This is a genomic window from Roseivivax jejudonensis (assembly GCF_900172265.1).
GTDB lineage: Bacteria > Pseudomonadota > Alphaproteobacteria > Rhodobacterales > Rhodobacteraceae > Roseivivax > Roseivivax jejudonensis.
The window spans coordinates 403,004-427,169 of sequence record NZ_FWFK01000002.1; the positions used below are offsets into that span (position 1 = coordinate 403,004).

Annotated in this window: 26 protein-coding genes; 10 read left to right on the plus strand and 16 right to left on the minus strand. The window is 67.7% G+C overall.

The features are described 5' to 3' along the window. Nucleotide 1: 1 nt before the first annotated feature. The 3 genes from ROJ8625_RS06995 to frr all read right to left on the minus strand — a co-directional run bounded on the left by ROJ8625_RS06995 (nucleotide 2) and on the right by frr (nucleotide 2,152). On the minus strand, nucleotides 2–805 hold the full coding sequence (locus ROJ8625_RS06995) for a phosphatidate cytidylyltransferase (RefSeq protein ID WP_085791149.1): 804 nt from the start codon (nucleotides 803–805) through the stop codon (nucleotides 2–4). Continuing rightward, entirely contained in the window at nucleotides 802–1,527 is a 726-nt protein-coding gene (gene uppS / locus ROJ8625_RS07000; protein WP_085791150.1) for a polyprenyl diphosphate synthase, read from the minus strand. Before uppS ends, ROJ8625_RS06995 begins: the two co-directional genes overlap by 4 nt. 64 nt (nucleotides 1,528–1,591) lie before the next feature. Continuing rightward, nucleotides 1,592–2,152, minus strand: a complete 561-nt coding sequence (gene frr / locus ROJ8625_RS07005) for a ribosome recycling factor (RefSeq protein ID WP_085791151.1) — start codon at nucleotides 2,150–2,152, stop codon at nucleotides 1,592–1,594. A 331-nt stretch (nucleotides 2,153–2,483) separates the two neighbouring features. Between frr and miaA the strand changes: the two genes are divergently transcribed. The 3 genes from miaA to ROJ8625_RS07020 are packed head-to-tail and all read left to right on the plus strand — an operon-like array spanning nucleotide 2,484 to nucleotide 5,909. After that, a complete protein-coding gene (gene miaA, locus ROJ8625_RS07010) occupies nucleotides 2,484–3,371 on the plus strand; it encodes a tRNA (adenosine(37)-N6)-dimethylallyltransferase MiaA (RefSeq protein WP_085791152.1) in 888 nt (295 codons plus the stop codon). Between the two features lie 55 nt (nucleotides 3,372–3,426). Further along, the gene (locus ROJ8625_RS07015) at nucleotides 3,427–4,251 is read left to right on the plus strand and encodes a helix-turn-helix transcriptional regulator (RefSeq protein WP_234984198.1); all 825 of its coding nucleotides are present in this window, start codon (nucleotides 3,427–3,429) and stop codon (nucleotides 4,249–4,251) included. After that, nucleotides 4,248–5,909 (plus strand): ABC transporter substrate-binding protein, encoded by a 1,662-nt coding sequence (locus tag ROJ8625_RS07020; RefSeq protein ID WP_085791154.1) that lies wholly within the window; start codon nucleotides 4,248–4,250, stop codon nucleotides 5,907–5,909. Before ROJ8625_RS07015 ends, ROJ8625_RS07020 begins: the two co-directional genes overlap by 4 nt. A 21-nt stretch (nucleotides 5,910–5,930) precedes the next feature. Here the strand turns inward: ROJ8625_RS07020 and ROJ8625_RS07025 are convergent, their stop codons facing one another. Next, complete coding sequence (locus ROJ8625_RS07025; protein WP_503128378.1) at nucleotides 5,931–6,548, minus strand: lytic transglycosylase domain-containing protein; 618 nt, start codon at nucleotides 6,546–6,548, stop codon at nucleotides 5,931–5,933. Between the two features lie 267 nt (nucleotides 6,549–6,815). Here ROJ8625_RS07025 and ssb point away from each other — a divergent pair, with 267 nt between their 5' ends. Beyond that, nucleotides 6,816–7,331 (plus strand): single-stranded DNA-binding protein, encoded by a 516-nt coding sequence (ssb, locus tag ROJ8625_RS07030; protein WP_085791155.1) that lies wholly within the window; start codon nucleotides 6,816–6,818, stop codon nucleotides 7,329–7,331. A 229-nt stretch (nucleotides 7,332–7,560) separates the two neighbouring features. Then, nucleotides 7,561–8,232, plus strand: coding sequence for a site-2 protease family protein (locus ROJ8625_RS07035; protein WP_085791156.1), 672 nt, complete (start codon nucleotides 7,561–7,563; stop codon nucleotides 8,230–8,232). A gap of 4 nt (nucleotides 8,233–8,236) precedes the next feature. On the opposite strand, the gene aroB is transcribed toward ROJ8625_RS07035, so the two are convergent. Both aroB and ROJ8625_RS07045 read right to left on the minus strand, forming a co-directional pair. Continuing rightward, nucleotides 8,237–9,379 carry a 3-dehydroquinate synthase gene (gene aroB, locus ROJ8625_RS07040; RefSeq protein WP_085791157.1) on the minus strand — a complete coding sequence of 381 codons (1,143 nt, stop codon included), beginning with the start codon at nucleotides 9,377–9,379 and terminating at the stop codon, nucleotides 8,237–8,239. After that, on the minus strand, nucleotides 9,376–9,945 hold the full coding sequence (locus tag ROJ8625_RS07045; protein ID WP_085791158.1) for a shikimate kinase: 570 nt from the start codon (nucleotides 9,943–9,945) through the stop codon (nucleotides 9,376–9,378). Before ROJ8625_RS07045 ends, aroB begins: the two co-directional genes overlap by 4 nt. 100 nt (nucleotides 9,946–10,045) lie before the next feature. Here ROJ8625_RS07045 and ROJ8625_RS21170 point away from each other — a divergent pair, with 100 nt between their 5' ends. From ROJ8625_RS21170 to ROJ8625_RS07060, 4 genes are read left to right on the plus strand one after another with little or no spacing between them, the layout of a single operon-like run. Further along, nucleotides 10,046–10,195 (plus strand): hypothetical protein, encoded by a 150-nt coding sequence (locus tag ROJ8625_RS21170; RefSeq protein WP_200813294.1) that lies wholly within the window; start codon nucleotides 10,046–10,048, stop codon nucleotides 10,193–10,195. Continuing rightward, nucleotides 10,185–11,738, plus strand: coding sequence for a hypothetical protein (locus ROJ8625_RS07050; protein WP_234984199.1), 1,554 nt, complete (start codon nucleotides 10,185–10,187; stop codon nucleotides 11,736–11,738). Before ROJ8625_RS21170 ends, ROJ8625_RS07050 begins: the two co-directional genes overlap by 11 nt. After that, nucleotides 11,735–12,664 carry a site-specific tyrosine recombinase XerD gene (locus tag ROJ8625_RS07055; protein ID WP_085791159.1) on the plus strand — a complete coding sequence of 310 codons (930 nt, stop codon included), beginning with the start codon at nucleotides 11,735–11,737 and terminating at the stop codon, nucleotides 12,662–12,664. Before ROJ8625_RS07050 ends, ROJ8625_RS07055 begins: the two co-directional genes overlap by 4 nt. A 56-nt stretch (nucleotides 12,665–12,720) precedes the next feature. Beyond that, nucleotides 12,721–14,052, plus strand: a complete 1,332-nt coding sequence (locus ROJ8625_RS07060; protein ID WP_085791160.1) for an HlyC/CorC family transporter — start codon at nucleotides 12,721–12,723, stop codon at nucleotides 14,050–14,052. Here the strand turns inward: ROJ8625_RS07060 and ROJ8625_RS07065 are convergent. Next, nucleotides 13,994–15,139: a histidine kinase dimerization/phosphoacceptor domain -containing protein gene (locus ROJ8625_RS07065; RefSeq protein ID WP_085791161.1), complete on the minus strand. Its 1,146-nt coding sequence runs from the start codon at nucleotides 15,137–15,139 to the stop codon at nucleotides 13,994–13,996. The genes ROJ8625_RS07060 and ROJ8625_RS07065 overlap by 59 nt on opposite strands. 207 nt (nucleotides 15,140–15,346) lie before the next feature. On the opposite strand from ROJ8625_RS07065, the gene ROJ8625_RS07070 reads away from it, so the two are divergent. Then, nucleotides 15,347–15,946 carry a nucleotidyltransferase family protein gene (locus tag ROJ8625_RS07070; RefSeq protein WP_085791162.1) on the plus strand — a complete coding sequence of 200 codons (600 nt, stop codon included), beginning with the start codon at nucleotides 15,347–15,349 and terminating at the stop codon, nucleotides 15,944–15,946. 101 nt (nucleotides 15,947–16,047) lie between these two features. Here ROJ8625_RS07070 and ROJ8625_RS07075 read toward each other — a convergent pair whose 3' ends face one another. From ROJ8625_RS07075 to ROJ8625_RS07115, 9 genes are all read right to left on the minus strand, one after another. Next, nucleotides 16,048–17,787, minus strand: a complete 1,740-nt coding sequence (locus ROJ8625_RS07075) for a Hint domain-containing protein (RefSeq protein ID WP_085791163.1) — start codon at nucleotides 17,785–17,787, stop codon at nucleotides 16,048–16,050. Nucleotides 17,788–18,531: 744 nt separating this feature from the next. Beyond that, nucleotides 18,532–18,900, minus strand: coding sequence for a DUF8776 family protein (locus ROJ8625_RS07080; RefSeq protein ID WP_085791164.1), 369 nt, complete (start codon nucleotides 18,898–18,900; stop codon nucleotides 18,532–18,534). After that, entirely contained in the window at nucleotides 18,897–19,283 is a 387-nt protein-coding gene (locus tag ROJ8625_RS07085) for a response regulator (protein ID WP_085791165.1), read from the minus strand. The genes ROJ8625_RS07080 and ROJ8625_RS07085 overlap by 4 nt, the downstream gene beginning before the upstream one ends. Nucleotide 19,284: 1 nt before the next feature. Beyond that, nucleotides 19,285–20,181 (minus strand): CheR family methyltransferase, encoded by an 897-nt coding sequence (locus ROJ8625_RS07090; RefSeq protein WP_085791166.1) that lies wholly within the window; start codon nucleotides 20,179–20,181, stop codon nucleotides 19,285–19,287. Next, entirely contained in the window at nucleotides 20,181–20,654 is a 474-nt protein-coding gene (locus tag ROJ8625_RS07095; RefSeq protein ID WP_085791167.1) for a chemotaxis protein CheW, read from the minus strand. The genes ROJ8625_RS07090 and ROJ8625_RS07095 overlap by 1 nt, the downstream gene beginning before the upstream one ends. 2 nt (nucleotides 20,655–20,656) lie before the next feature. Next, on the minus strand, nucleotides 20,657–22,972 hold the full coding sequence (locus ROJ8625_RS07100) for a chemotaxis protein CheA (RefSeq protein WP_234984200.1): 2,316 nt from the start codon (nucleotides 22,970–22,972) through the stop codon (nucleotides 20,657–20,659). A gap of 8 nt (nucleotides 22,973–22,980) precedes the next feature. Next, entirely contained in the window at nucleotides 22,981–23,349 is a 369-nt protein-coding gene (locus ROJ8625_RS07105; RefSeq protein WP_085791168.1) for a response regulator, read from the minus strand. Then, nucleotides 23,346–23,621, minus strand: a complete 276-nt coding sequence (locus tag ROJ8625_RS07110) for an STAS domain-containing protein (protein ID WP_085791169.1) — start codon at nucleotides 23,619–23,621, stop codon at nucleotides 23,346–23,348. Before ROJ8625_RS07110 ends, ROJ8625_RS07105 begins: the two co-directional genes overlap by 4 nt. Before the next feature lie 9 nt (nucleotides 23,622–23,630). After that, entirely contained in the window at nucleotides 23,631–24,098 is a 468-nt protein-coding gene (locus ROJ8625_RS07115) for a chemotaxis protein CheD (protein WP_234984201.1), read from the minus strand. Between the last annotated feature and the right edge of the window lie 68 nt (nucleotides 24,099–24,166).

The following is a 24,166-nucleotide window of genomic DNA, read 5'->3' on the forward strand; positions in this document are numbered from 1 at the left end:
GTCACGGAAACACCCCGGGCAGTCCTGGGGGGAAGCCGACGAGCTGGGCCGCGATCAGCATGAAGACCGATGCGCCGAGCATGCCGTCGAACCGGTCGAAGAGGCCGCCGTGCCCGGGGATCAGGGTCGAGCTGTCCTTCACCCCGGCCCGGCGCTTGATGGCGCTTTCGGCGATATCGCCGATCTGGCTGGCCATCGAGGCCGCCACGGACAGACCGAGAAGCCCGGCATCCGCCCGTGTCAGGAGAACGTAGCCGATCCCGACCAGAAGCGCCGCCACCCAGCCGCCGATCGCGCCCGCCCACGTTTTCTTGGGGCTGACGCGCGGCCACAGGAGTTTGCCACCGAAGAACCGGCCGGCAAAATATCCGGCGATGTCGGTCGCCACCACGACGAGGATGAGCCACATCAGCCACTCGATCCCGTAGCGGTCCCGGAGCACGATCATACCGAATCCCGCGAGCAGGATCAGCGCCGCGAAACTGGCATAGGTCACGCCGCCCCGCTCCATCTGGCCGAGCCCCAGCATCGAGGGCGCCAGGACCAGCGGCAGGGCGAAGGCCGGCGGCACCTCGGAGGCGACCATCATCGCCACCCCCGCGGTCAGGCCGAGCACGTAGGGAGAGCGGTCGCGCTTGGCGTCGAGCATCGACACCAGCTCCCACACCATAACGCCGCAGACGAGCGCGACGAAGACGTGAAACACGATGCCGCCGGCCCAGACCGCGGCGACGCCGACGGCCACCATGACCGCGGCCGATAGAAGCCGTTCGCCCAGATCGTCCCACTTCGAGCGCAGGCTCATGCGGGAACGGCACCGTAGCGGCGTTCGCGGCCACCGAATCTTTCGGTCAGCCGCGCGAATTCGGCGGCGGTGAAATCGGGCCAGAGGGTGTCGACGAACTCGTACTCCGCGTAGGCGGACTGCCACAGCAGGAAGTTCGAGATCCGAGCCTCGCCGCTCGTGCGGATGACGAGATCGGGATCGGGAAGAAGGCAGGTGTCGAGGTAGCGCGGAAGCGTTTCCTCGCCGATATCGGCAGGGTCGAGCCGGCCGGCCGCGACGTCCTCGGCGAGCCTGCGGGTGGCGCGCGCCACCTCGTCCCGGCCGCCGTAATTGAGCGCGATAGTCAGATTGACGCCGGTGCAATGGGCTGTCAGCGCCTCGAGCTCGTCCATCATCGTGCTCAGCTTCTTGTCGAGACGGTCGCGGTCACCGATGAAGCGCACGCGCACGTTCCGTTCGCGCAACGCCCGCGCCTCCTGCACGATGTAGCGGCGAAACAGGCTCATGAGCCCCGCCACCTCGGATTGCGTCCGCTTCCAGTTCTCGGTCGAGAAGGCGAAGATCGTCAGGTAGCTGACGCCCGCGTCGGGACAGGCCTCCACGATCTCGCGCACCCGTCGGGCGCCGGCCTGGTGGCCGAACAGGCGCGGACGGCCGCGACGCTGTGCCCAGCGGCCATTGCCGTCCATGATGATCGCCACGTGGCGCGGCCCTGCGCAGTCGCGGATCGGTTTGACCATGTGCGGTCTCTCCTTCGGTGCCCTTGCGGGTGGCTGTCTCGTGCTGGCGGTGCCGCGTGCGGGCTCAGACCTGCATGATTTCCTCTTGCTTGGTCTCGAGCGCCTTGTCGACCTTGCCGATGTAGGTGTCGGTCAGCGACTGGACTTCGCCCTCCCAGAACTTCTGATCGTCCTCGGAGACGGAATCCTTGTTCTTCTTGATCTGTTCCATCCCGTCGCGCCGGACGTTGCGGATCGAGACCCGAGCGCCCTCGGCGTATTGCCCGGCGACCTTGGTCAGCTCGCGGCGGCGCTCCTCGTTCAGCTCGGGGATCGGCAGCATGATGATCGTGCCGTTGAGCTGGGGATTGATGCCGAGGCCGGACTCGCGGATCGCCTTTTCGACCTTGCCGACCATCGACTTGTCCCAGACGTTGATGGTGACCATGCGCGGCTCGGGGACGTTGACCGTTCCGACCTGGTTGATCGGCGTCATCTGTCCGTAGGCCTCGACCTGCACCGGTTCGAGCATCGAGGCCGATGCGCGGCCCGTGCGAAGCGAGGCGAACTCGGTGCGCAGGTTGCTCATGGCGCCTTCCATGCGGCGCTGCAGGTCGTCCAAGTCCAGTTCGTAGTCGTCTGCCATGTCCTGTCGTCTTCTCCGCTTCGGATTGCGCGGCCCGCACCCGGCGCGCGCGTCGCGCCGACCATATGCCCAAGGTGCGGGCAATGTATAGGGCCGCCACCACCACCCGGGCAGATCGGTGCCACGTCGGCGCAGTGCAGCGCAATCGCGTGAGGACGTGTTGCGCCCGGGTCGGCGCAGGGTCTACGGTTCGACCCGACGGCGTCCGGGAGGGGCGATCGCGTCCGGCGCTCGGCCGGCGGATCGATGGGAAGCCGGCCCGGCGCCATCCGTGCCGGAACCGCGCCACCGGCGGCGGCATGGACCGTTTGCCGACAGGATCGAGGGACGCATGCGACCGCTTCGCGACATCCTCCCCGACCGCCCGGTCCTCATCGCCGGGCCGACCGCCAGCGGCAAGTCGGCGCTCGCGCTCGACATCGCGACCCGGCAAGGCGGCGTGATCGTCAACGCCGACGCGATCCAGGTGTTCTCGGACTGGCGCGTGCTGACCGCGCGCCCCGGACCGGCGGACCTCGCCGCCGCGCCGCACGCGCTTTACGGTCATGTCCCGGGCGACACGCCCTACTCCGCCGGACGCTGGATGCGCGACGTGGCGCCGCTTCTGGACCGTCCCGAGCGCCCGATCATCGTTGGCGGCACCGGGCTCTACTTTGCCGCGCTGACCGAGGGACTGGCCGACATCCCCGAGACGGACACGGCCACCCGCGCCCTTGCCGATGCGCGCCTTGCCGAAGATGGTCGCGACGCGTTGCTGGCCGAACTCGACCCCGAAACGCGCGACCGCATCGACCCTCTCAACCCGATGCGCGTGCAGCGCGCATGGGAAGTCCAGCACATGACCGGGCGCGGGATGGCCGCCTGGCAGGACGACACGCCGCCCCCGCGCCTGCCGCCTGAGGAGGCGCACACGATCGTCGTCGATGCCCCGCGCGACTGGCTCGCTGCGCGCATCGCCCGACGCTTCGACGCGATGATCGCCGGCGGCGCGCTCGACGAGGCGCGCGCCAACGCGCCGGACTTCTCTCCTGCACGCCCGTCGGCCAAGGCGATCGGCGCGCGCGAACTCGTGGCCCATGTCCGGGGCGAGATGACACTGGTCGCGGCGCGCACCGGCGCCGTGACCCAGACCCGACAATATGCCAAGCGCCAACGCACCTGGTTCCGCGCACGGATGCGCGATTGGGAGCCCTGGCGCCCGGCCGAGGAGGCCGCCTGACATGACCGGACCCGCATTCCTTCGAAAGCCTTCCCGGATTCAGGAATCCGCGCCCGTGCAGCGGCGCATCCGCTGCCAGCCGTTCGCGCAGGTCGTCGGCCAGTCGGCATGGCGGATGACCCTCTTGCACGATCGGCCCGACGACCTTGTGCTGTGGGTCACCCGGGGTCAGGGCCGCATCGTGGTCAACGGGGTCCGACGCGGGCTCGGCGTCAACAACGCCGTGGTCCTGCCGGCCGGGACGCTGATGTCTGTGGAATTGGGCGCGCAGGCGCTGGCGCAGGTGATCCAGAGCCCTCCCGGCACCGCCCCGCGGATGCCCACCACGCCGATGCACCTGCGCCCGCGCGATACCTTCGCGCAGGCCGAGCTGACCGGCGAGATCGAGGCCATGCAGCGCGAGATCGCGCGTGACCGGCCGCACGTCCAGGACGCGCTCGGCGCGCACCTCACGCTGGTCGCGGTCTGGCTGGAACGGCAGCGCAGCGACGGCCTTCTCGATTCCCCGCCAGAAAACGCCGGCGACAGGCTGGTCCGCCGCTATGCCGAGCTACTGGTGCAGCACCATCGCTCGGAGCGGGTGATGGCGGATTACGCCGACATGCTCGACGTGACGCCGACGCACCTGACCCGGGTCTGCAAGGCCGCATGCGGACGCAGCGCCGCCGAGATACTGACCGAACGGGTGATCCACGCCGCCCGCGAGATGCTGGCCGAACCCGAGCCGCCGATCGGCGCGGTCGCCGACGCGCTCGGCTTTTCGAGCGCGGCCTATTTCAGCCGGTTCGTGCAGATGCACACGGGCGCCACGCCGAGCGCGCTGCGTTTGAGATCCGGGCGCGACGCGCCCGCCGCACCGCTCGGGGTCCGGCGCGCATGAGCCTGCGCCGCGGCCATCGGGCCCTGCCCGGTCTCGTGCGTGCACTCGGTTCGGGCACGCTGTCGCGTCGCGAGTTCATGACGCATGCCACCGCGCTCGGCGTCACCGCGTCGGTGGCGAACGCGGTTGCCGGGCGGCCCGCCGACGCGCAGGAAACCGCGCGTCCGGCACGGCGCGCCGGCGGCACCCTGAGGATTCAGCAGGACGTGCGACCGCTCAAGGATCCGCGCACCTTCGACTGGTCCGAGATCGCCAACGTCACGCGCGGCTGGCTCGAATACCTTGTCGAGTATCGCAATGACGGCTCGCTGCGCGGCATGCTTCTGTCGGACTGGGAAGCCAACGACGACGCGACCGGCTACACGCTTTGGGTCCGCGAGGGCGTCACGTGGTCGGACGGCACGACCTTCACCGCCGATGACGTCGCGCGGATGTTCGAATACTGGTGCGATGCCTCGGTCGAGGGCAACGTGATGGCCGCCAGCCTTTCGGCGCTCGTCGATCCGGTGACCAATAAGCTTCGCGCCGGGTCGGTCGTCGTCGAGGACGGCGCCGTGCGCCTGATCCTGCCCCGGCCGGACGCAACGCTGATCGTGTCGCTGGCGGATTATCCGGCGGCCGTCGTGCCGCCCGGTTTCGACGCCGCGACGATGCTCGAGGATCCCGTGGGCACCGGCCCGTTCCGGCCCGAACACGTGACCCCGGGCGAAAGCGCCGCACTCGTGCGCGCCGAGGACCACCGCTGGTGGGGCGAGGATCTGCCCGAGTGGGGGCCCGCGACGCTCGACAGGATCGAGTTCGTCGACCTCGGCACCGACCCCTCGACCTGGATCGACGCGATCGAGAACGAGCGCGTCGACATGCTGTACGAGAATGTCGGGCGCTTCGTCGAAGCCGCGGATGCCCTCGGCTGGGAGCGCTACGAGACCCCCACAGCGGCCACGGTCGTTCTGCGCGGAAACCAGCAGGCCGAGGTCGGGGGCGCCACGCCCTATGCCGACATACGCGTCCGCGAGGCCCTCACCCTGGCCACCGACAACGCGATCTGTCTCGAACTCGGCTACGGCGGACGCGGCGAGGTCGCCGCGAACGATCACGTCGCGCCGATCCAGCCCGACCACGCGGATCTGGGCCCGGCACGGTTCGATCCCGATGCCGCCCGTCAGCGGGTGATTCAGGCCGGCCTGCAGGATTTCGAGCACCGCATCGTCACCCTCGACGACGGGGTCGCGCGGCGTACAGGTGCCGCCATCGAGGCGCTGCTGCTCGACGCGGGGATACCGGCCACGCAGGAGGTTCTGCCCGGGTCACGGTTCTGGGCGGAATGGAAGAGTTTTCCGCTCTCGATCACCGAGTGGAATCACCGCCCGCTCGGGGTGCAGACGCTGGCGCTCGGGTACCGCACCGGCGCGGTCTGGAACGAAAGCGGCTACGCCAACCCCGATTTCGACGCCGCGCTGGACCGCGCGCTCGCGATCGCCGAGCCCGAGGCGCGCGCGGAGGTGATGGCCGAATTGCAGGGCATGTTGCGGGCCAACGCTGTGATCGTGCAGCCCTATTGGCGCTCGCTGATCCGGCACGCCCGCCCCGACGTCGTCGGCGCCGAGATGCATCCCGCCTTCGAGATCCATCTCTACAGGCTCGGCTTTTCGGCCTGAGGCCGTGGCCGGTCCGGGGCCTCAGCGGCCCCAGATGATCTTCACGTAGTTCTGCGTTTCCTTGTACGGCGGCACGCCGTCATAGCGTTCCACCGCGCCGGGGCCCGCGTTGTAGGCCGCCAGCGCCAGCGGCCACGAGCGAAACTTGTCGAACTGCGCCTTGAGGTAGCGGGCACCGCCGTCGAGATTCTGGTTCGGATCGTGTGGATCGACGCCCATCCGCGCCGCGGTCTGCGGCATCAGCTGCGCGAGCCCGAGTGCGCCCTTGTGCGACTTCGCATTCGGGTTCCAGCCCGATTCCTGCTGCACAAGCCGAAGAAAAAGATCCTCAGGGATGCCGTGCCGTCGCGCGGCCGTGCGCGCAACGGTCAGAAATTCGCCGCGGTATCGCCCGCGCCACTCGGGCGTGGTGCCGGCGGCGCCGGGCTCGGGTCCCCACTTCGTGGGCGTGACCACTTCGGGCGGCTGCAGCCGGACCGAATTGTTGTATTGCTGGGCGGCGCGACCGTCGAGCACGCGGGTCTGCGACGAGAAGAGGCGCGCACGGTTCTGCGACGACAGGATGTCGGCCGCCACCGAAACCGGCAGAAGCGCGCATAGCGCCGCCACTCCGCCTGCGAAGCGCATTGTGGTGAGCATTGTTCCTCGCTGTCCCTGGCCGGGTGACCCCGGCACGTGCGCGGGACTATACGCGAATGCCGCAGCCACGCCACCCCGCGTCCATTGCCGCGCCGCGGCATGCGGCGCGACGGACTGCCGCGACCGGCCGGAGCGCGCTCAACACCTCCTTAAGGTTAATCGGTTCCGATGGCCGGAGGGCTGGTGTAGGCTCCTCCGAACCTCGGCGCAGCCGGGCAGAATCGGCAGGTGCCGAGAGCGAGACACGAGACGCAGAAGAGAGGTCACATGGCCGGATCCGTGAACAAGGTCATCATCGTCGGAAATCTCGGGCGCGACCCCGAGACGCGGACGTTTCAGAACGGCGGCAAGGTGTGCAACCTGCGCATCGCGACCTCGGAGACCTGGAAGGACCGCAATACCGGCGAGCGACGCGAGAAGACCGAATGGCACTCCGTCGCGATCTTTTCCGAACCGCTGGCGCGGATCGCGGAGCAGTATCTGAAAAAGGGCTCCAAGGTCTACATCGAGGGCCAGCTGGAGACGCGCAAGTGGCAAGACCAATCCGGCCAGGACCGCTATTCGACCGAAGTCGTGCTGCGCCCCTACCGGGGCGAACTGACGCTTCTCGACAGCCGCGGCGGCGGTGACGGCGGCGGCTTTGGTGGTGGTGGCGGCGGCTACCAGGACGATTACGGCGGGGGCGGCGGCTACGGCGGCGGATCGGACCGCGACTATTCCGGCGGCGGCTCCGGCCCCTCGCGGGCGCCGTCTCGGGATATCGACGACGAGATTCCGTTCTGAGCGACTCGCGCCCGGATGCGATGCGCCCGCGTTTCGCATCCGCGCGACCTTTCAGGCCCCGACGGATCCGGGATTCCGACTGGGTCGGGGCGATCATCTCTCTCCGCGAACGGGACTGGCAGACCGACGAACGCCGGGCGCCGCGCTGCGACGCGTCGACACGACGCCCCTACGCACTGCGCCCGCGCGGACCTATGTCCTATGAAACCGCTCTTTTCCGGGACATCTCATGACTTGGTCCTTTCCCATCGGTCGCCTGCTCGGATCGCAGCTTCGCGTCCATATCACGTTCTTCCTGCTGCTCGCATGGATCGCGTTCAGCGCCTGGGGCACCGGTGGCGCTCCCGCCGCGACGATCAACGTGATCTTCGTCCTCGCGCTGTTCGCCTGCGTCGTCGCGCACGAATACGGCCACGCGCTGATGGCGCGCCGCTTCGGCATCCCGACACCCGACATCACGCTTCTGCCGATCGGCGGTGTGGCGCGGCTGGCGCGCATGCCCCAGCGGCCGGGACAGGAAATCGCCGTGGCGCTGGCCGGTCCGGCGGTGAACCTCGTAATCGCGGGCGTCATCTACCTCGCGCTCGGGCGGCTGGAGATGGCCAACGTGCTGGCCAGCGACGGCACGGCGGCGGGCTTCTTTGGGCCGCTGGCGACGATCAACGTCTGGCTGGTTCTCTTCAACATGATCCCGGCCTTCCCGATGGATGGCGGGCGGGTCCTGCGGGCGACGATCGCGATCTTCGCCGGGCGCGCACGCGCGACGCGCATCGCCTCTTACGTGGGTCAGACGATCGCCGTCGGCTTCGCGATCTGGGGCGCGGTCTCGGGTTCGCCGCTGCTGGTGCTGATCGCCGCCTTCGTTTTCCTTGCGGCGCGGGCCGAGCGCGCGGCGGGCTGAGCGGTCAGCCGCGCGCGGCGAGCGCCTCGGTCAGCAACGCATGCACGGCCTCGCGCGGCACATCCGCGGTCACGAAAGCATCTCCGATCCCGCGTGCCAGGACGAAGCGCAAACGACCGTCCACGACCTTCTTGTCCTGGCCCATCAGATCGAGAAGCGCGTCGGCATCGGGCAGATCGCCGGGGATGTCGGCCAATGTGGCGCGCATGCCCATCGCCGAGAGGTGCGCCGCGACCCGGCTCGGGTCTTCCTGCGGGCAGAGCCCCAGCCGCGCGGACAACGCGAAAGCCAGCGCGCAGCCAATGCCGACGCCCTCACCGTGCAGCAGGCGATCGGAATAGCCGGTCGCGGCCTCCAGCGCGTGGCAGAACGTGTGGCCGAGGTTGAGCAGCGCGCGATCACCCTGCTCCGTTTCGTCGCGGACCACGATCTCGGCCTTCATCTCGACCGACCGGCGGACGGCCTGCGCGCGCAGCGCGGTATCGCCTTCGGCGAGCGCCGGGCCCTGCCGCTCGAGCCATTCGAAGAACGCCGCGTCGCCCAGCAACCCGTACTTCATCACCTCGCCGTAGCCCGCGCGGAAATCTCGCGCCGGCAACGTCTCGAGCGCCGCGATGTCGGCCAGCACCCGCGCGGGTTGGTGAAACGCGCCGACGAGGTTCTTGCCGTGGCGCGTGTTGATGCCGGTCTTGCCGCCGACCGAGCTGTCGACCTGCGCGAGAAGCGTCGTGGGCACCTGCACGAAGCGTACGCCGCGGCGCAGGATCGCCGCCGCGAAACCCACCAGATCGCCGATTACCCCGCCGCCGAGCGCAACGACAACGTCGCGGCGCTCCACCTTGCGGTCGAGCAACCATTCCACCGTCCGCGTCAGCTCGGCCCAGCCCTTGGTCGCCTCGCCCGCCGGCAGAACCAGCGCCTCGCTGTCAATCCCGGCCGCCGCGAGCCCCGTCTCCAGCGCCGGCAGTTGCGCCTCGGCCACTGTCGCGTCGGTCACGACCACCACGCGAGGGCGCGGCAGCAGGTCTGCGATCTCGGCGCCCGCACGGTCGATCAGGCCGGTCCCGATGCGGACATCGTAGGCGCGCGCACCAAGCGGCACGTGAACGGTATCGGCCGCCGGATCGATCGCGGTCGCTTGGGTCATCGAGGGGGCTCCATCACGTCTGGGCGGGTGGCAAGCGCGGCGAGCACCCGCCGCGAAGTGTCGTCGATCGTGTATCCGGGGCGCGTCGTAACCCTGAGATCCGCCTGCGCGTAGACCGGATTGCGCCGTGCGAGCAGGTCCGACAGCGTGCCGAACGGATCGGCCGTCTTCAAAAGCGGTCGCGTCGGCTTCATCTTCACACGCGCCCAGAGCAGGTCGAGATCGGCCTCGAGCCACACCGACACGCCGCGGCGCGCGATCGCCTCACGGTTTTCGGGTTGCAGGAAGGCGCCGCCGCCGGTCGACAGGATCCCGGGGGGCCCGGACAACAGCCGCGCGATGACCTGCGCTTCCTTCTGCCGGAAGAACGGCTCGCCGTCGCGCTCGAAGATCTCGGCGATGGTCATGTTGGCGGCTGCTTCGATCTCGGCATCCGAATCGACGAACGGCACCCGCAGGGCCTGCGCGACCGCGCGGCCCACCGCCGTCTTGCCGGCGCCCATCATGCCCACGAGCACGACGGGCTTGCGCAAGCGCAGATCGGTCGCTGCCAGTCTCTCGGCCATCCCTTGCCCAATTTCGGAATTTCCGGCGTGAATGACGTGAACTCGCCTAAAAGGCCAGTTATAAGTGCGAAAAAATGCCGAGGCGACAACGGGCGGACACATGGGACGTATCCTGAAATGGCTTTTCTACCTGGTCGTGCTGGGGGCCGTCCTGTTGACGGGCTACGCCTATGTCGGCCCGTTCTTCGGCGCCAATTTCGCGCCCCCGCAAACAGAGATGCGTCAGCCGGTCGAACTGGATGTGGACTAGGCCGCTCGCCGTCCTGATCGCGCTGGCGGGACCGGCGGCGGCGCAGGAACCGCTGTCGGCCATCGACTGGCTCGGCCGCGACAGGTCGGAGCCCGCGATCGCGCCGCGTGCCGGCACCGCGACCGGATCGTCGTCGACCCTGCCCGAGCGCGAGGAGCCGCCGGCAGTGCGCGACGCCCGCGCCCCCGAGGTCGAGACCGGCCCGATCGGCGCACCCGAGGCCGGAGCCGCGGGCCTCTTGCCGATGGCGGTGACGGGCCTGCCCCGCACGCTCTGGGAGGGCAGCGACCCGGCGCGGCTCCAGTCGCTGATCTCGCAGGCAGATCCGGCCGTCCCGGCCCTTGCCGCCCTGCTCAACACGCTGATGCTGGCCGAAGCCGATCCGCCGCCCGGCGCGAACAACTTCCTTGCCGTCCGGGTCGCGCGCCTGGTGGAGACCGGCGCGCTCGACGCCGCGGAGGCGCTGCTCGAACGCGCCGGACCGGCGCGGCCGGGCCTGTTCCCGCTCTGGTTCGACGTGGCGCTTCTGACCGGCGACGCCAGCGCGCCCTGCGCGGCGCTGAACGACAATCCGGTGCTGGCACGCGATGTCGGTCCGCGCGTCTTCTGCGCGGCGCGTGACGGCGACTGGCCCCGCGCGGCGCTGACCTTCGAGACCGCGCGGGCGCTGGGAGAGCTTTCGGGACGGGACGCCGACCTGATCGAGCGCTTCCTGTCGCCGGAAATGGCCGAAGAGACGCCGCCTCTGCCACCACCTCCTGCGCCGACAGCCCTGCAATTCGCCCTGGCCGAAGCGGTCGGAGAGCCGCTGCCCGCCGGCGCGCTGCCGCGCGCGTTCGCCGTGGCAGCCCTCTCCGGCGATCGCGGCTGGAAGGCGCAGCTCGACGCCGCGGAGCGGTTGGTCCGGGCCGGTGCTCTGTCGGAAAACCGCCTGCTCGGCATCTACACGCTGCGCGAGCCCGCGGCATCGGGCGGTGTCTGGGATCGTGTCGAGGCGGTTCAGGCGCTCGATCGCGCGCTTGCCGGTTCCGATCCCGATGCGCTGGCCGGGGCCCTGTCGACCGCGTGGCGGGAAATGCGCGCGAGCGGCCTCGCCGTGCCGTTTTCGCGGCTCTTCGGGCCCGATCTCGCCCGTCGCGACCTGTCCGGTGCGGCGGGGCGCATCGCGGCGCAGGCGGCGCTTCTGTCGGACAGCTACGAGGACGCTGCTGCAACGATCACGACGGACACGCCGGAGCTGAGGTTCCTGATGGCAGTGGCGCGCGGCTCCGATCCCTCCCCCTCGCCGGACCTGCCCCACGCCCGTGCGATCGCCGCGGCCTTCGCCGAGAATCGTGCGCCGGCCGGGCCCCTCATCGCCATCGCGCAGGAGGACCGGCTGGGCGAGGCGATCCTGCGCACCATGGCGCTCTTTTCCTCGGGCGCGGCAGGCAACGCGGGCGATCTGACCGACGCGCTCGCAACGCTGCGGGCGCTCGGGCTCGAGGACACGGCACGCCGCGCGGCGCTGCAACTCGCGATCCTGTCGGAGGACGTACGATGACTGATGCACGCTGGATCTCGTCGTTCCTCGAGGCCGCCGCGGCCGAACGCGGCGCGGCGACCAACACGCAGCTGGCCTACGGACGCGACCTGCAGGACTTCTCGGAATGGCTGGCCGGGCGCGGATCGGACTTCATCCGTGCCGAACGCGCAGACGTGGAGGGCTATCTCGTCCATTGCGACGCCCAAGGCTTTGCCAAGTCGACGCGGGCGCGCCGTCTTTCCGCGATCAAGCAGATCTACCGGTTCGCCTTCGAGGAAGGCCTGCGCGGCGACAACCCGGCGCTGCAGATCGCCGGGCCCGGTCGCGACAAGCGCTTGCCGAAGACACTCTCGACCGACGAGGTGGACCGCCTTCTGGCCGCGGCGGAAACGCTGGGCCGCACCCCGGCGGACCGACTGCGCAATGCCTGCCTGATGCAAGTGCTCTACGCGACCGGGATGCGCGTGACCGAACTCGTGTCGTTGCCCATGTCGGCCGCCAAGGGGGATCCACGGCTTTTGCTGGTGCGGGGCAAGGGCGGCAAGGAACGGCTCGTGCCACTCAGCCCGCCGGCCCGCGCGGCGCTCGCCGCCTGGGTGGAGGAACGCGACAGGCAGGACGGCGTCGCGCGCGCCGAGGGCCGCCCCGTCTCTGCGTTCCTGTTCGCCTCGCGCGGAGCCTCGGGACATCTGACGCGACACGCGTTCTACGCGTTCATCAAGGATCTTGCCGTGGCGGCGGGCGTGTCGCCGGCCAAGGTCACGCCGCATACGATGCGCCACGCCTTCGCGACGCACCTCCTCGAGAACGGCGCCGACCTGCGCGCGATCCAGACATTTCTCGGCCATGCAGACGTCGCGACGACCGAGATCTACACCCACGTGCTCGAGGAACGACTGCGCGAACTGGTCTTCGACCATCATCCGCTCGCGCGCAGCCCTTGAATGCGCCGCCGACGCAGCACATAACCGGCTGAACCTTTCCTGACTTTCCGGACATCATGGACGCCGCCGCTTTCGACGCCGCCTTCTGGATCACCACCGCCGCCATTCTCGGACTGCTTGTCCTGTCGGGCTTCTTCTCGGGGTCCGAGACGGCCCTGACTGCTGCCTCGCGCGGCAAACTGCGCGCGGCCACCGACAAGGGATCCAAGGGTGCGGAACGCGCGCTGAAGATCACCGAGGACAACGAGAGCCTGATCGGCTCGGTGCTTCTGGGCAACAACCTCGTCAATATCCTCGCAACGTCGCTGGCGACCGCGCTGTTCACCCGGCTTCTGGGCGAGTCGGGCGTTGCGCTGGCGACGCTGATCATGACGCTTCTGGTTCTGATCTTCGCCGAGGTGCTGCCGAAGACCTACGCCATCACCAATCCCGAAACGGCCGCGACGCGCGTCGCGCCGGTGATCCAGGTCGTAATCCTCGTCTTCGCGCCGGTCGTGGGCGCGGTGCGCGTCTTCGTGCGCTGGGTGCTCGGCCTGTTCGGGGTCAAGACCGACCCCGACAGCCAGATCCTTGCCGTGCGCGAGGAGATCGCCGGCGCATTGAACCTCGGCCATTCCGAGGGCGTGGTCGAAAAGGAGGACCGCGACCGGATCCTGGGCGCGCTGGACCTCGCCGACCGCACGGTCGAGGAGGTGATGCTGCACCGCTCCGGAATCGAGATGATCAACGCGGATGCCGACCCGTCCGAGATCCTGCAGCAATGCCTCGAATCGAGCCACACGCGGCTGCCGGTCTTCAAGGACGATCCCGAGAACATCGTCGGGCTGATCCACGCCAAGGACCTGCTGCGTGCGATGTACCGGCTGATGGAAGGGGCCGAAAGCTCGATGGAGGCGCTCAAGAGCTTCAAGATCGCGGATATCGCGATGCCGCCCTACTTCGTGCCGGACACCACGTCGCTGGACGACCAGATGCGGCAGTTCCTGCGCCGGCGCACGCACTTCGCGCTGGTGGTGGACGAATACGGCGCGCTACAGGGCCTGATTACGCTCGAGGACATCCTCGAAGAGATTGTCGGCGAGATCACCGACGAGTTCGACCCCGACGCCGATCACACGATCACCGTGGCCGAAGACGGGCACTACTGGATCGACGGGCAGATGACGATCCGCGACTTCAACCGCGCGACGGACTACCAACTGCCCGACGACGAGGCCAACACCGTCGCGGGCCTCGTGATCCACGAGGCGCAGATGATCCCGACTGTGGGACAGGCTTTCAGCTTCCACGGCTTCCGCTTCGAAGTCGTGGCGCGCGAGAACAACCGCCTCACTCGGCTGAAAATAAGACCTCTCGAGGCCCAGCTTCGGCCACGTTCGGAGGCGTGACGAGCTCGAGCCGGTAACCATCGGCGCCCGCCACGAGCGACAACTCGCCACCGATCTGTTCCGCCGCGCTTTCCATCAGGCGCATGCCGATGGAGGTGATCTCGCTGTCGGCGGTCGGCAGATGGGTCGCCTGGTCGCCGATACCGTCGTCGGCACAGATGAGGCGGATCGCCTCGTCCTCTTCCTGAGTGAGCGTGATCTCGACCGTGCCGCGGCGGTTGTCCGGGAACGCGTGCTTGGTCGCGTTTGCTGCGAACTCGCTCACGATCATCGCCAGTGTGGCAGCCTTGCGCGAGTCGACGCGCGCCGGCGCGATCGACGCGCGGATGGACACGTTCTTGGACATCGGTCCGCGCAGCAGGTCGCAGACCCGCCCGAGATACGTGTCGAGCCGGATCATGTCGAATTCGGAGGTCCGGTAAAGCTCGTTGTGGAGTTGAGCGATGGCGGTCACGCGGCGCGAGATCGCGTTCAACGCTTCCTTGGTCTCTTCGTTGCGCGCCCGTGCGGTGTAGAGCCGGATGAACGACGCGACCGTCTGCAGAGAATTCTTCACCCGGTGGTCGATCTCGTTGCGCAAAATCGCCTCGTTGCGCAGCGCGCGCCGCAGATCGAGCTGGCGCATGACCTGCCGCGCCATCGTCTCGAGCGCGCTGCGCTGCGCGTCGGTAAGGATGCGCGGCTTGACGTCCAGAACGCAAAGCGAGCCCAGCGCATAGCCCGACCGCGAAATCAGCGGGGCCCCGGCGTAGAAGCGGACCGGCTCGGCCCCGGTCTTGCAGATCGGGTTGTCCGCCGTGCGCGGATCCGCCAGCGTGTCGGGAATCTCGAGCACCTCTTCCTGCAGGATCGTGTGCGAGCAGATCGACATGTCGAGCGGCGTCTCCGGCATCGCGAAGCCGGCACGCGCCTTGAACCACTGGCGGTCGCTGTCCACGAGGCTGATCAGCGCGACGGGCACGTCGCAGAACTGCTTCACAAGCTCTGCAACCTCGTCGAAGCTGTCCTCCGGCGCGGTGTCGAGAATGCCGTAGCTTTCGAGTTCTTCCAGACGCTCGGCCTGGTCGTCCGGGGTCGGTGCGCGCATGATCGGGGGTTCTGTCTTCGTCGGAGAGAGTGTGTCGTGTAAGGCGGGGCGCCTTTCTGGCGCTGCATCTCGCAGATGCTCGGAACTGATTGGTTGCACTCGAAGTGTCAACCTAGAACACCATAGCGCGCTGTCAGGGGGAGATGGAAGAGATTGCAGAAGCGCCTTCACATGCGCGCCGAACAAAAAACGAGATGAGACGCTCAAGTGACCGCTATTTCGGTTCTTTTGCTGGCGGCCGGACGCGCGCGCCGGATGCGCGGCGCCGACAAGCTGCTCGAACTCGTCGACGGCGTGCCGCTGATCCGACGGCAGGCCCGGGTCGCCCTGGCGGTCACGGACGACGTCGCGGTGACAGTGCCGGTGCCCGGCGATGGGCGCACCGAGGCGCTGTCGGGTCTGCCGGTGCGCGAGGTTCCGGTGCCCGACGCAGACGACGGCATGGCGGCGTCGATCCGGGCGGGCGTCGCGGCACGTCGGCCGGGAACGCAGGCGCTGATGATCGTTCCGGGCGACATGCCCGAACTGACGGCGGATGACCTCGGCGCGATCGTACAGGCCTTCGACCCGGCGCGTCCCGACATCCTGCGCGGCGCGGCCGCCGACGGGCGGCCCGGCCATCCCGTGCTGTTTCCCGCAGATTGCTTCGCAGAGCTCGCGGCGCTCGACGGAGATACCGGGGCGCGGCCGGTTCTGGACGCGAATGCCGCGCGGGTTCGTCTTGTTTCCCTGCCGGAGATGCACGCGATCACGGATCTGGACACGCCCGAGGAATGGTCCGACTGGCGCGCGCGAACCGGCCATTGAGGCCTCTCGTGTGTCCGAAACGGGAAACAGGGGCGGCTGAGCCGCCCCTGCCCCGGGTGCGCCGAACCGGTTTCCCGATCCGGCATGCTGCATAACTGTTGTTACTTCGTCAGGAGCTCCGCCTCGTGCCGCTTGAGTGACCGGCGGGCCGATGCATAGGCGCGGATCCCGCGATCCTCCTCGAGCTCCGGGAAGAGCTCCAAAATCTCTTGGCGCTGCGCGTTGCCGATACCCTTCAGGCTGTAGTCGCCCGGCTGGAAGCTCTCGGTCCAGGTCCCGTTCGACAGCACGACCTCGTGGGCGTCGAACATGAAATGGATGTACGACACGCCGAGCGACGTCACCTCGTCCACGCCCTCGATCCCGGTCAGGTGCTTGGCCGCCGCCAGAACCTCACGCTCTTCGAAATAGAGGGCGGTCTTGTCGTTCGATACCAGCATCCGGTGGTTCGGCGACACGAGCATGTCGTGGGTCGGCAGGCCGGTCCCAAGCGCGCCCTTCTGGATCAGGATCGGCTTCAGATGCGGTTTTCGCGCGAGCTCGAACGGAACCAGGTCCTTGCGGCCGAGCCAGCGGATTTCCTGGATCCCGTTGTCGCGGGTGATGATCCTGTCGCCCTCGCGCAGATCCTCAACCAGGCGTTCGCCCTGCGGCGTCGCGATCAGTGTGCCGGGCGTGAAGCAGGGAATGACCTCCTCGATGTTGAAGAAATCCATCCGGCCCGTAACGGACCCGTCGCCATCGAGGAACTCCACCGTCCCGTCGATGCCGTTGGGCTCGCGGTCCGGGCCGTCATCGTCGGGCCGAACGTCGGTCAGGCGGAAATTGCCCGCGCCCACGCCGGTAAGGTCGAGCACGTCGCGATCCTCACCCTCGGCCCCACCGAACACGGTGTCCCCGCTGCCCTGATCGGCCGAGCCGACGACGATCCTGTCTGCATCGGCGCCGCCGCGGATCACGTCGGCCCCATCGCCGCCATCGAGCGTGTCGGCCCCCTGTCCGCCGATGAGCGAGTCCGCGCCGCCGTCCCCCGACACGAGGTCGTCACCGTCACCGCCCTCGACGGTGTCCGAACCGCGGCCGGCATTGACGGTGTCGTCGCCATCGCCGGCAAGCACGCGATCGTCGTTCGGCGCGTCGCCGTCGAGCAGAGCGTCCTCGTTGTCGATCCGGTCGGGCGGCGTATCGGGGTCGCCAAGATAGTCGATGTCAATCAGGTCGTCTTCCGGCGTGCCTTCGACGATACCATCGCGCGCGGGCTCCACCGTCACAGTGACGGTCGCCGTGTCGCGGCCGCCCTGCCCGTCGTCGGCGACATAGCTGAACGTGTCGTTCCCGACGAACCCGGGCTCGGGCGAGTAGAGGATCGGCCCGAGCGGATCCTCCTGCGTGACGGTGCCGTGATCGGGTTGCGTGAAGTCGAGAACGCCAAGGATGTCGCCGTCGCCATCCGTGTCATTGGCAAGGATATCGGCCGAGACTGCGACGCCGGCGACCGTCTGGATCGTGTCGTCGACGGCGTGGGGCGGCACGTTGCCATCCCCGTCATTCGACACGGTGACTGTCACCGTCGCGGTGTCTTGCCCGCCTTCGCCGTCGTCGACCTCGTAGGTGAATTGATCGACGCCTTTGAACCCCGGAACCGGCGTGTACGTGATCGTGCCGTCACCGTTGAGCGTGACCGAGCCGTTGGACGGCGTGCCGACCGCGCTCACGCCGAGAGGGTGGCCCTCGGGGTCGCTGTCGTTGGCGAGGACGGAGATCGTGACCGGCGTTCCCGTCGCGGTGTTCGCGGCATCGTCCTGCGCGTTCGGGTCGAGATTCCCGGGTTTTCCGACCATGTCTTTGCCCTTTCCGGTTTGGGCCGGGAGGCCTCTGCCCACCCCCACCCATCGGCAGCCCGTGGCGAAGCACGGCGCTCGGTTGCACTCGTCTCCCACGCGGCGGAAGGACGGTCGCGCCCGTCAGGGCATCCGGACGACAGGCACAGCCCCGTCGTCGGCGAAAGCCGGGCCTTTGCCCGGTCACCGGACCGTCGCGTCCCGCAAGAGGGATCTGTTTTTCGGTGCGGCCGCCCCCGTGGCCGGCAGTCATCGCCCCCCAGTTGGGCGTAGTTCTGTGATAGCGCCGGGCCCGACCGGCACAAAGATAAAAATGGCGCAAACGCGGCGGATTCACCCGGATCATGGCGAAGTTCGGGCCCCCATTCGCTCTCTAGACAGCCCCGAGCCGGATTTATTGTTTCCCAATGGATGACGGCTGAAGAGAATAAAGCAATAAATATGGAAAAAACTCTAATGAGCTATCCGGATTGTCGCCTCGCGCGAAACGATTCCGGGGCGCCGCATCTCCGCCGCAATTTGATCCAGGCCGCACCGGCCGCGGGGTCGCGCTGTGTCACGTGCCGAACCAATCCGGCCGCACAACCCGAATTTGCATCGCTTTGGTCTGCAAAATCGGCGCGTTCCGCGATTCGCAGCGTGTGGTGGCCAGATTTATGCCGAATTCCCGATTGCGGCGGTCGCGAGACGACCGGAACGGCCCGGCCGCGATGGGTCGCGACGCCGACGTCTCGGTCCTTGGCGTCAGAAAAGATCGACTTCGCCAACCGATGGTGCCGGGACTGCCGTGCGCTCGCCTCTCAGCGCCTGCACGAGATCGCGCAGCCGGACCTGCGACAGCGCGCGGTCGAGGTCGAGGTCGGGCGGCGCGTCGATCTCGCGCGCGAGGCCGTCGAACAGCATTCCGAGTTCGCTCAGCGTCTGCAGCAGCCGATCGAGGTTCTGCAGTGCCGCGGAGACTGGCGGAATGGCCTCCTCCCGTTCCTGCAACGCACCGCTGATCCACCCTTCGAGCCGCAAGCCGTCCTGCTCGAGCTGGCGCATTTCGCCGGCCAGCCGCGAGAACAGTACGTCGAGAGGGACGCCGGACGACGTGTTGTCTCGCTCGGTCACAAGGGCCCCACGACCGCCTGCAGACAGGTCTTCATCTGCGGGGTGTCGAATGGCTTGGTGATGAAGTTGTTGAGGCCGAGCTTCTTGCCGGTGCTCAAAATCTCCTTGTCCAGCTTGCCGCTGACAAGGATGAAGCCGATCCGGCTCGTCTGCTTGTTCTCGCGCAGTGCCTTGAGAAGCTGAAGCCCGTTGAGGCCCGGCATGTTGTAGTCCGAAATCACGAGGTGGACGGGCCTTGCCGCAATCTTCTGCAAAGCGGTCTGTCCGTCTTTGCAGAAATCGATCTGGCGGATGCCGATCTGTTCCAGCGCCATTAATATGAGTGAACGACTGGTGCTCATGTCGTCCACGACCATGACCGACAATGATTGCTTGAGTGACATGTCATTGCATCCTGCGTGCAGAGGAAAGCCTGGGATCGGTGGAGCGGCAGAACGTCGTCCGACCGCACAGGTCCAGCCGATCGCGAAACTCCGGGCCGAGCCGCTCGGAATGGCCGATGAATAGGGTGCCTTCGGGCCCGAGGACGGCTTCGAGCCCGGCCCAGACATGGGCCTGCGTGTCGTCGGCCATGTAGATCGCCACGTTGCGGCAGAAGATGGCGTCGAACGGGCCGCTCAGCGGCCACGGCTCCATAAAGTTCAGATAGCGGAACGTGACCAAATTGCGGACCGCCGCGGTGACGACGACGTGGTCCGGCTCGGGATCCGGTTCGAACATCACGGCGCGCAGCGCGTCCGGCACGGCTGTCGGCCCGGGATCGCGATAGCGCCCTTCTTGCGCGGTGGCCAGCGCCTCGACGCTGATATCCGTGCCAAGTACGCGCACGTCGTGCCGGGCTGCCTCTGGAAAGGCACCGAGCACGGTCGCGGCGATCGAATACGCCTCTTCGCCTGTCGAACAGCCCGCCGACCACAGGCGGACGCGCCCGCCGGACCTTGCCTGCGCCGAGAGGCGCGGCATCACCTCCGTCGCCAGGTAGTCGAAGTGCTCACCCTCGCGAAAGAACCGCGTCGTATGCGTGCAGAGCGCGATGACCATGCGGTAGCGCTCGGCCTCCTGCCCCGGCGCGCGGATCCGGTCGAGATAGTCGCGGAACCGGACAAGACCGAGACCACGCACATGCCGGTTCAGCCGCGAGTAAACGAGTTGCCGGTTTTCGGGGCCGAGGCTGATGCCGGCATCGACGCGCAGCAGCTCAGCCACCGCATCGAAGTCGGCATCGGTGAACTCGACGCCCGCGCTCGCCGTCACGGGGACCGGATCGGAGACGTCGGCCATCAGGCTTCCTCGGGAAGCCGAATGCGCGGAAGGACCGTCGCAATGTCGAGGATACGCAGCATGCGGTCGTCGCTGGCAATCACGCCCTCGATGAACCCGGCCGTGGCATCCGAGCCCATGCGCGGCGGCGGCTTGATCTCCGACGGGGCGATGCCGAGGATGTCGGACACGGCGCTCACGAGAAACCCCACCGTCTGGTCCCCGAGCACGGCGATTATGATCACGTGTCGCGGGGTCGGCTCGAGCGGGATCAGACCGAGTCGCGACGCGAGATCCACGATCGGAACCACCGCGCCACGCAGGTTGATCACGCCGAGAATATACGACGGCGCGTGCGGCAGCATGGTCACGTTCGTCCAGCCGCGGATCTCGCGCACAAGCATGATATCCATGCAGAAATCCTGCTCGCCGATGGCGAAGGACACCAGTTCGCGGGTTCCGGTGGCGCTCTGGTCGTCTCGGGGCTCGGCCATGCTCAGTCTCCGTTGGCAGTCACAAGCGGCGAAAGCGGCGCGAGTTCGCGTTCCGCGATGCGCGCGGTCTCTTCGGGATCGATGATGAGGGCGATCTTGCCGTCGCCGAGGATGGTGGCCGCGGCCACCCCGGGAACATGCCCGTAATTGCCTTCCAGGCTCTTGATGACGACCTGCCGCTGGTCGATGATCCGGTCAACCGCGAGCGCCCAGCGCTCTCCCTGCTCCGTCTCCACGAGGAGAAGCACGAGATCGGTGAGGCCGAGCCCTGTCGCCCTGTAACGGAAGGCCCGACCCAGATCGACGATCGGCACCAGGCTGTCTCTCACGTTGAGGACCTCGGCACTCGCGCCCATCCGATGGACATGCTCGCCGTCCGGACGGATCGTCTCCACCACGGACGTGATCGGCACCACCATCGTCTGTCCCGCGACATCGACGACCATGCCGTCGAGAACGGCGAGCGTCAGAGGAAGCGAGATCGCGAACGTCGTGCCGCGTCCGGGCGTCGAGGTGATCGAAACGCGGCCTCCAAGCTTTCGGATCGCGCTTTGGACCACATCCATGCCGACCCCGCGCCCCGAGAGATCGGTCACCTGGTCCTTCGTCGAAAACCCCGGGAGGAACAGCAACCGATCGATCTCACCATCCGAAAGCTGTGCATCCCGCGCCACGAGCCCCTTGCCCGCCGCAATGTCGAACACCCTCCGGCGGTCGATCCCCGCGCCGTCATCGGCGACCTCGATCAGCACCCGACCCGACCGGTGCGAAGCGCTGAGGCGCACCGTGCCTGTCGGGCTCTTCCCGGCGCCGCGACGCGCCTCTGTCGCCTCCAGACCGTGATCGATCGCGTTCCGGAGGATATGCGTGAGCGGTTCTATCAGGCGCTCGATCACCGTCTTGTCGATCTCGGTGTCCTCGCCTTCGGTCTCGAAGTCCACGTCCTTTCCGGCGACCTCCGACGTCTCGCGCACGATACGCGCCATTCGCTGAAAGAGCTGCTTCACCGATTGGGCTCGCAGCGACATGACGTTTTCCTGGATCTGAAGCGCGAGGGACTTGTACTCGTCGAGCGACGCACCGAGGTCTGCGCGGTTCGCGACATGCGACTCGCTTACGCTCTGCGTCAGGACCGACTGATTGATGACCAGTTCACCGACGATGTTGATGAGCGAGTCGACGAGGTCCAGATCGACGCGCACCGTCGATTTCGGGCTTTTGGCGCCACCCTTTGCGTCACCCAACGCGCCGACGGCCGGTGTCTCTTGCGCCCGATACGCTGTGTCCGCCAAGGCGGATTGCGGCCGGCTGGTCGATCCGAGTGTCTCATCGTTCGCGATCGCGACGGGCGGGACGGCTGTGGTGGACTCTTGGTCCGAGCCAATGTCACCCCTCGACGCCTGCGCGGCTGAGCATTCGTCGATCTCGGGCCCCTCCGGACGAGGACCACCTGGACCGGCTTCAGGCTCGGACGTCGATTCCGCCGGGTCGGCTTCAATCCGGATCTCCGCCAAGGTCTCAACGAACTCGAAAATCTCGCGGATGTCATCTTCGGAGCGTTCGGTAAGCAGATCGAGACGCCAGCCAAGATATGGCCGCTTCGCGGAGAGATCGGCGAACGCAGGGAGTGCGCCAGCATCGGCCGTCACCACGAGATCGCCGAGTGCGGCCAGTTCCCTGAACAGATACAGCGGTTCGTGACCGTTCGCAAAGAGCTCGGCCGTGGGACGCAGCTCAATGCTGAAGCGCGTGCGCGATGGGGATGGCAAATCGAGCGGGTCAGTCGAGAGTGCCAGGGGTGCAAAGGTCAGATCTTCGGCGTCCGCGTGTTGGAGCAGCTCATCCGCGCCGATGGGCGCGTCCTCGCCTGCATCGGACGCTCCGGGATGATCGATGCGGCCGCTATCCGCCGGACCTTGCCCCTCGGCGAGGCGAGCCAATTGCGCCACAAGCGCGTCGTTCAGCGGCCCCTCGCTCCCGTCGCCCGCGCGGCCCGCCGCGACCAGGTCCGCGAGGTGATCCGCAGACCGTTGCAACACGCGCATACTTTCCGCGTCCGGTGCCAGCTGGCCCGAGCGCATCTTGTCCAGAACGGTTTCGAAGCTGTGCGAAAACCGGACAATTGCGTCGAGACCGAAGGACGCCGCACCGCCCTTTATGGAGTGAACGTTGCGGAAGACCGCGTTGACGATCTCGCTGTCGTAACCTTGCGTCGTCGGCAAGTGCGCCTCGATGTCGGCCAGCCCATCGTTCAGTGCCTCGAGCAGTTCGTCGCATTCGAGGAAGAACATCTGCTTGATTTCGTCGAGCGAAGACATGGTGCGGCTCACGTGGCTGCGATGCGGCGGATGGCGGCGATCAGCTTGACGTCGTCGAACGGCTTGACGACCCAGCCGGTAGCGCCGCTGTCGCGTGCGCGGGCCTTGAGATCCTGAGCGCTCTCCGTGGTCAGAACGAGGATCGGCAGCGCCGCGCGCGCAGCGTCTTCGCGGATGGCCGAGATCACTCCGAAACCATCGAGGCGCGGCATGTTGATATCGGTGATCACGACATCCGGCTCGACCTCTGTGAGGGTCTCGAGCCCAGCCACCCCATCCTCCGCGGTATGAACGTCGAAGCCCGCGCGCGCGAGGCACATGCGCAGCATCTCGCGTATGGTCCGCGAATCGTCGATTGCGAGTATTTTCAGGGTCATGCATCGCTCCCCTCGGACAGCAGCTCGGCACCGAGGCCAAGCAGGCGGAGATCGTCCTCCATCGCGGCCGACGGACGAAGCGTGAAGCCGGCGCTGCGCGCGTCCGCGTCCCGGCGCGCCGCGAGCAGGACTTGCGCACACAGCGCGCCGCAGCTGCGCACTTGCGCGCCATCGAGAGAGACCTGGCCTAACGATTGCGCGGCAAGAGCGTCGTGGAGCGATGCCGCAGCGGCTGTGTCGAGCTTGTCCGGAAGCATGAATGGCGTGGACATGGTGGTCTCCTAGAACAGATCGACATCGCCGACGGCGACACGCGGGGGAGCGGTCTCGGCCGGGATCGCATCGGTGACGAAAAGCATCTGGGCCTGTCCGGTGGAAGGGCGGTAGCGAAGACGCCGGGCCCGCTCACCACCCAGGCTTGACGAGACGAGGGGTATCTTTTCGGTGTTCAGGTAGTCACGCGCGAAGACGCAATTCGCCGCGCCGATCCGGCCGATGCCCCCTCCCATCGTGGCACCGCCGAAAAGCTTGGCTTCGAGCCGTGACTTTCGCGCGCCGAGCTTGAGCAAGGCGTTGATGAGAACCTCCATCGCATAGGATCCGTAGCGTTCTGAGTTGCCCATTTCGCCGTCGCGTCCGGCGAGCAGGAAATGGTTCATTCCGCCCACGCCCGCGATGGGGTCGCAAAGGCAGGTCGCCACGCAGGATCCGAGCAGTGTCGTGAAAACGATTCGGCCATCGTCGCTCACGTCGTATTCGCCCTGAACCACAAGGCGGGTCGCGGCGGGCGCCTCGCGGGGATGAGAGCTCTGGTCGC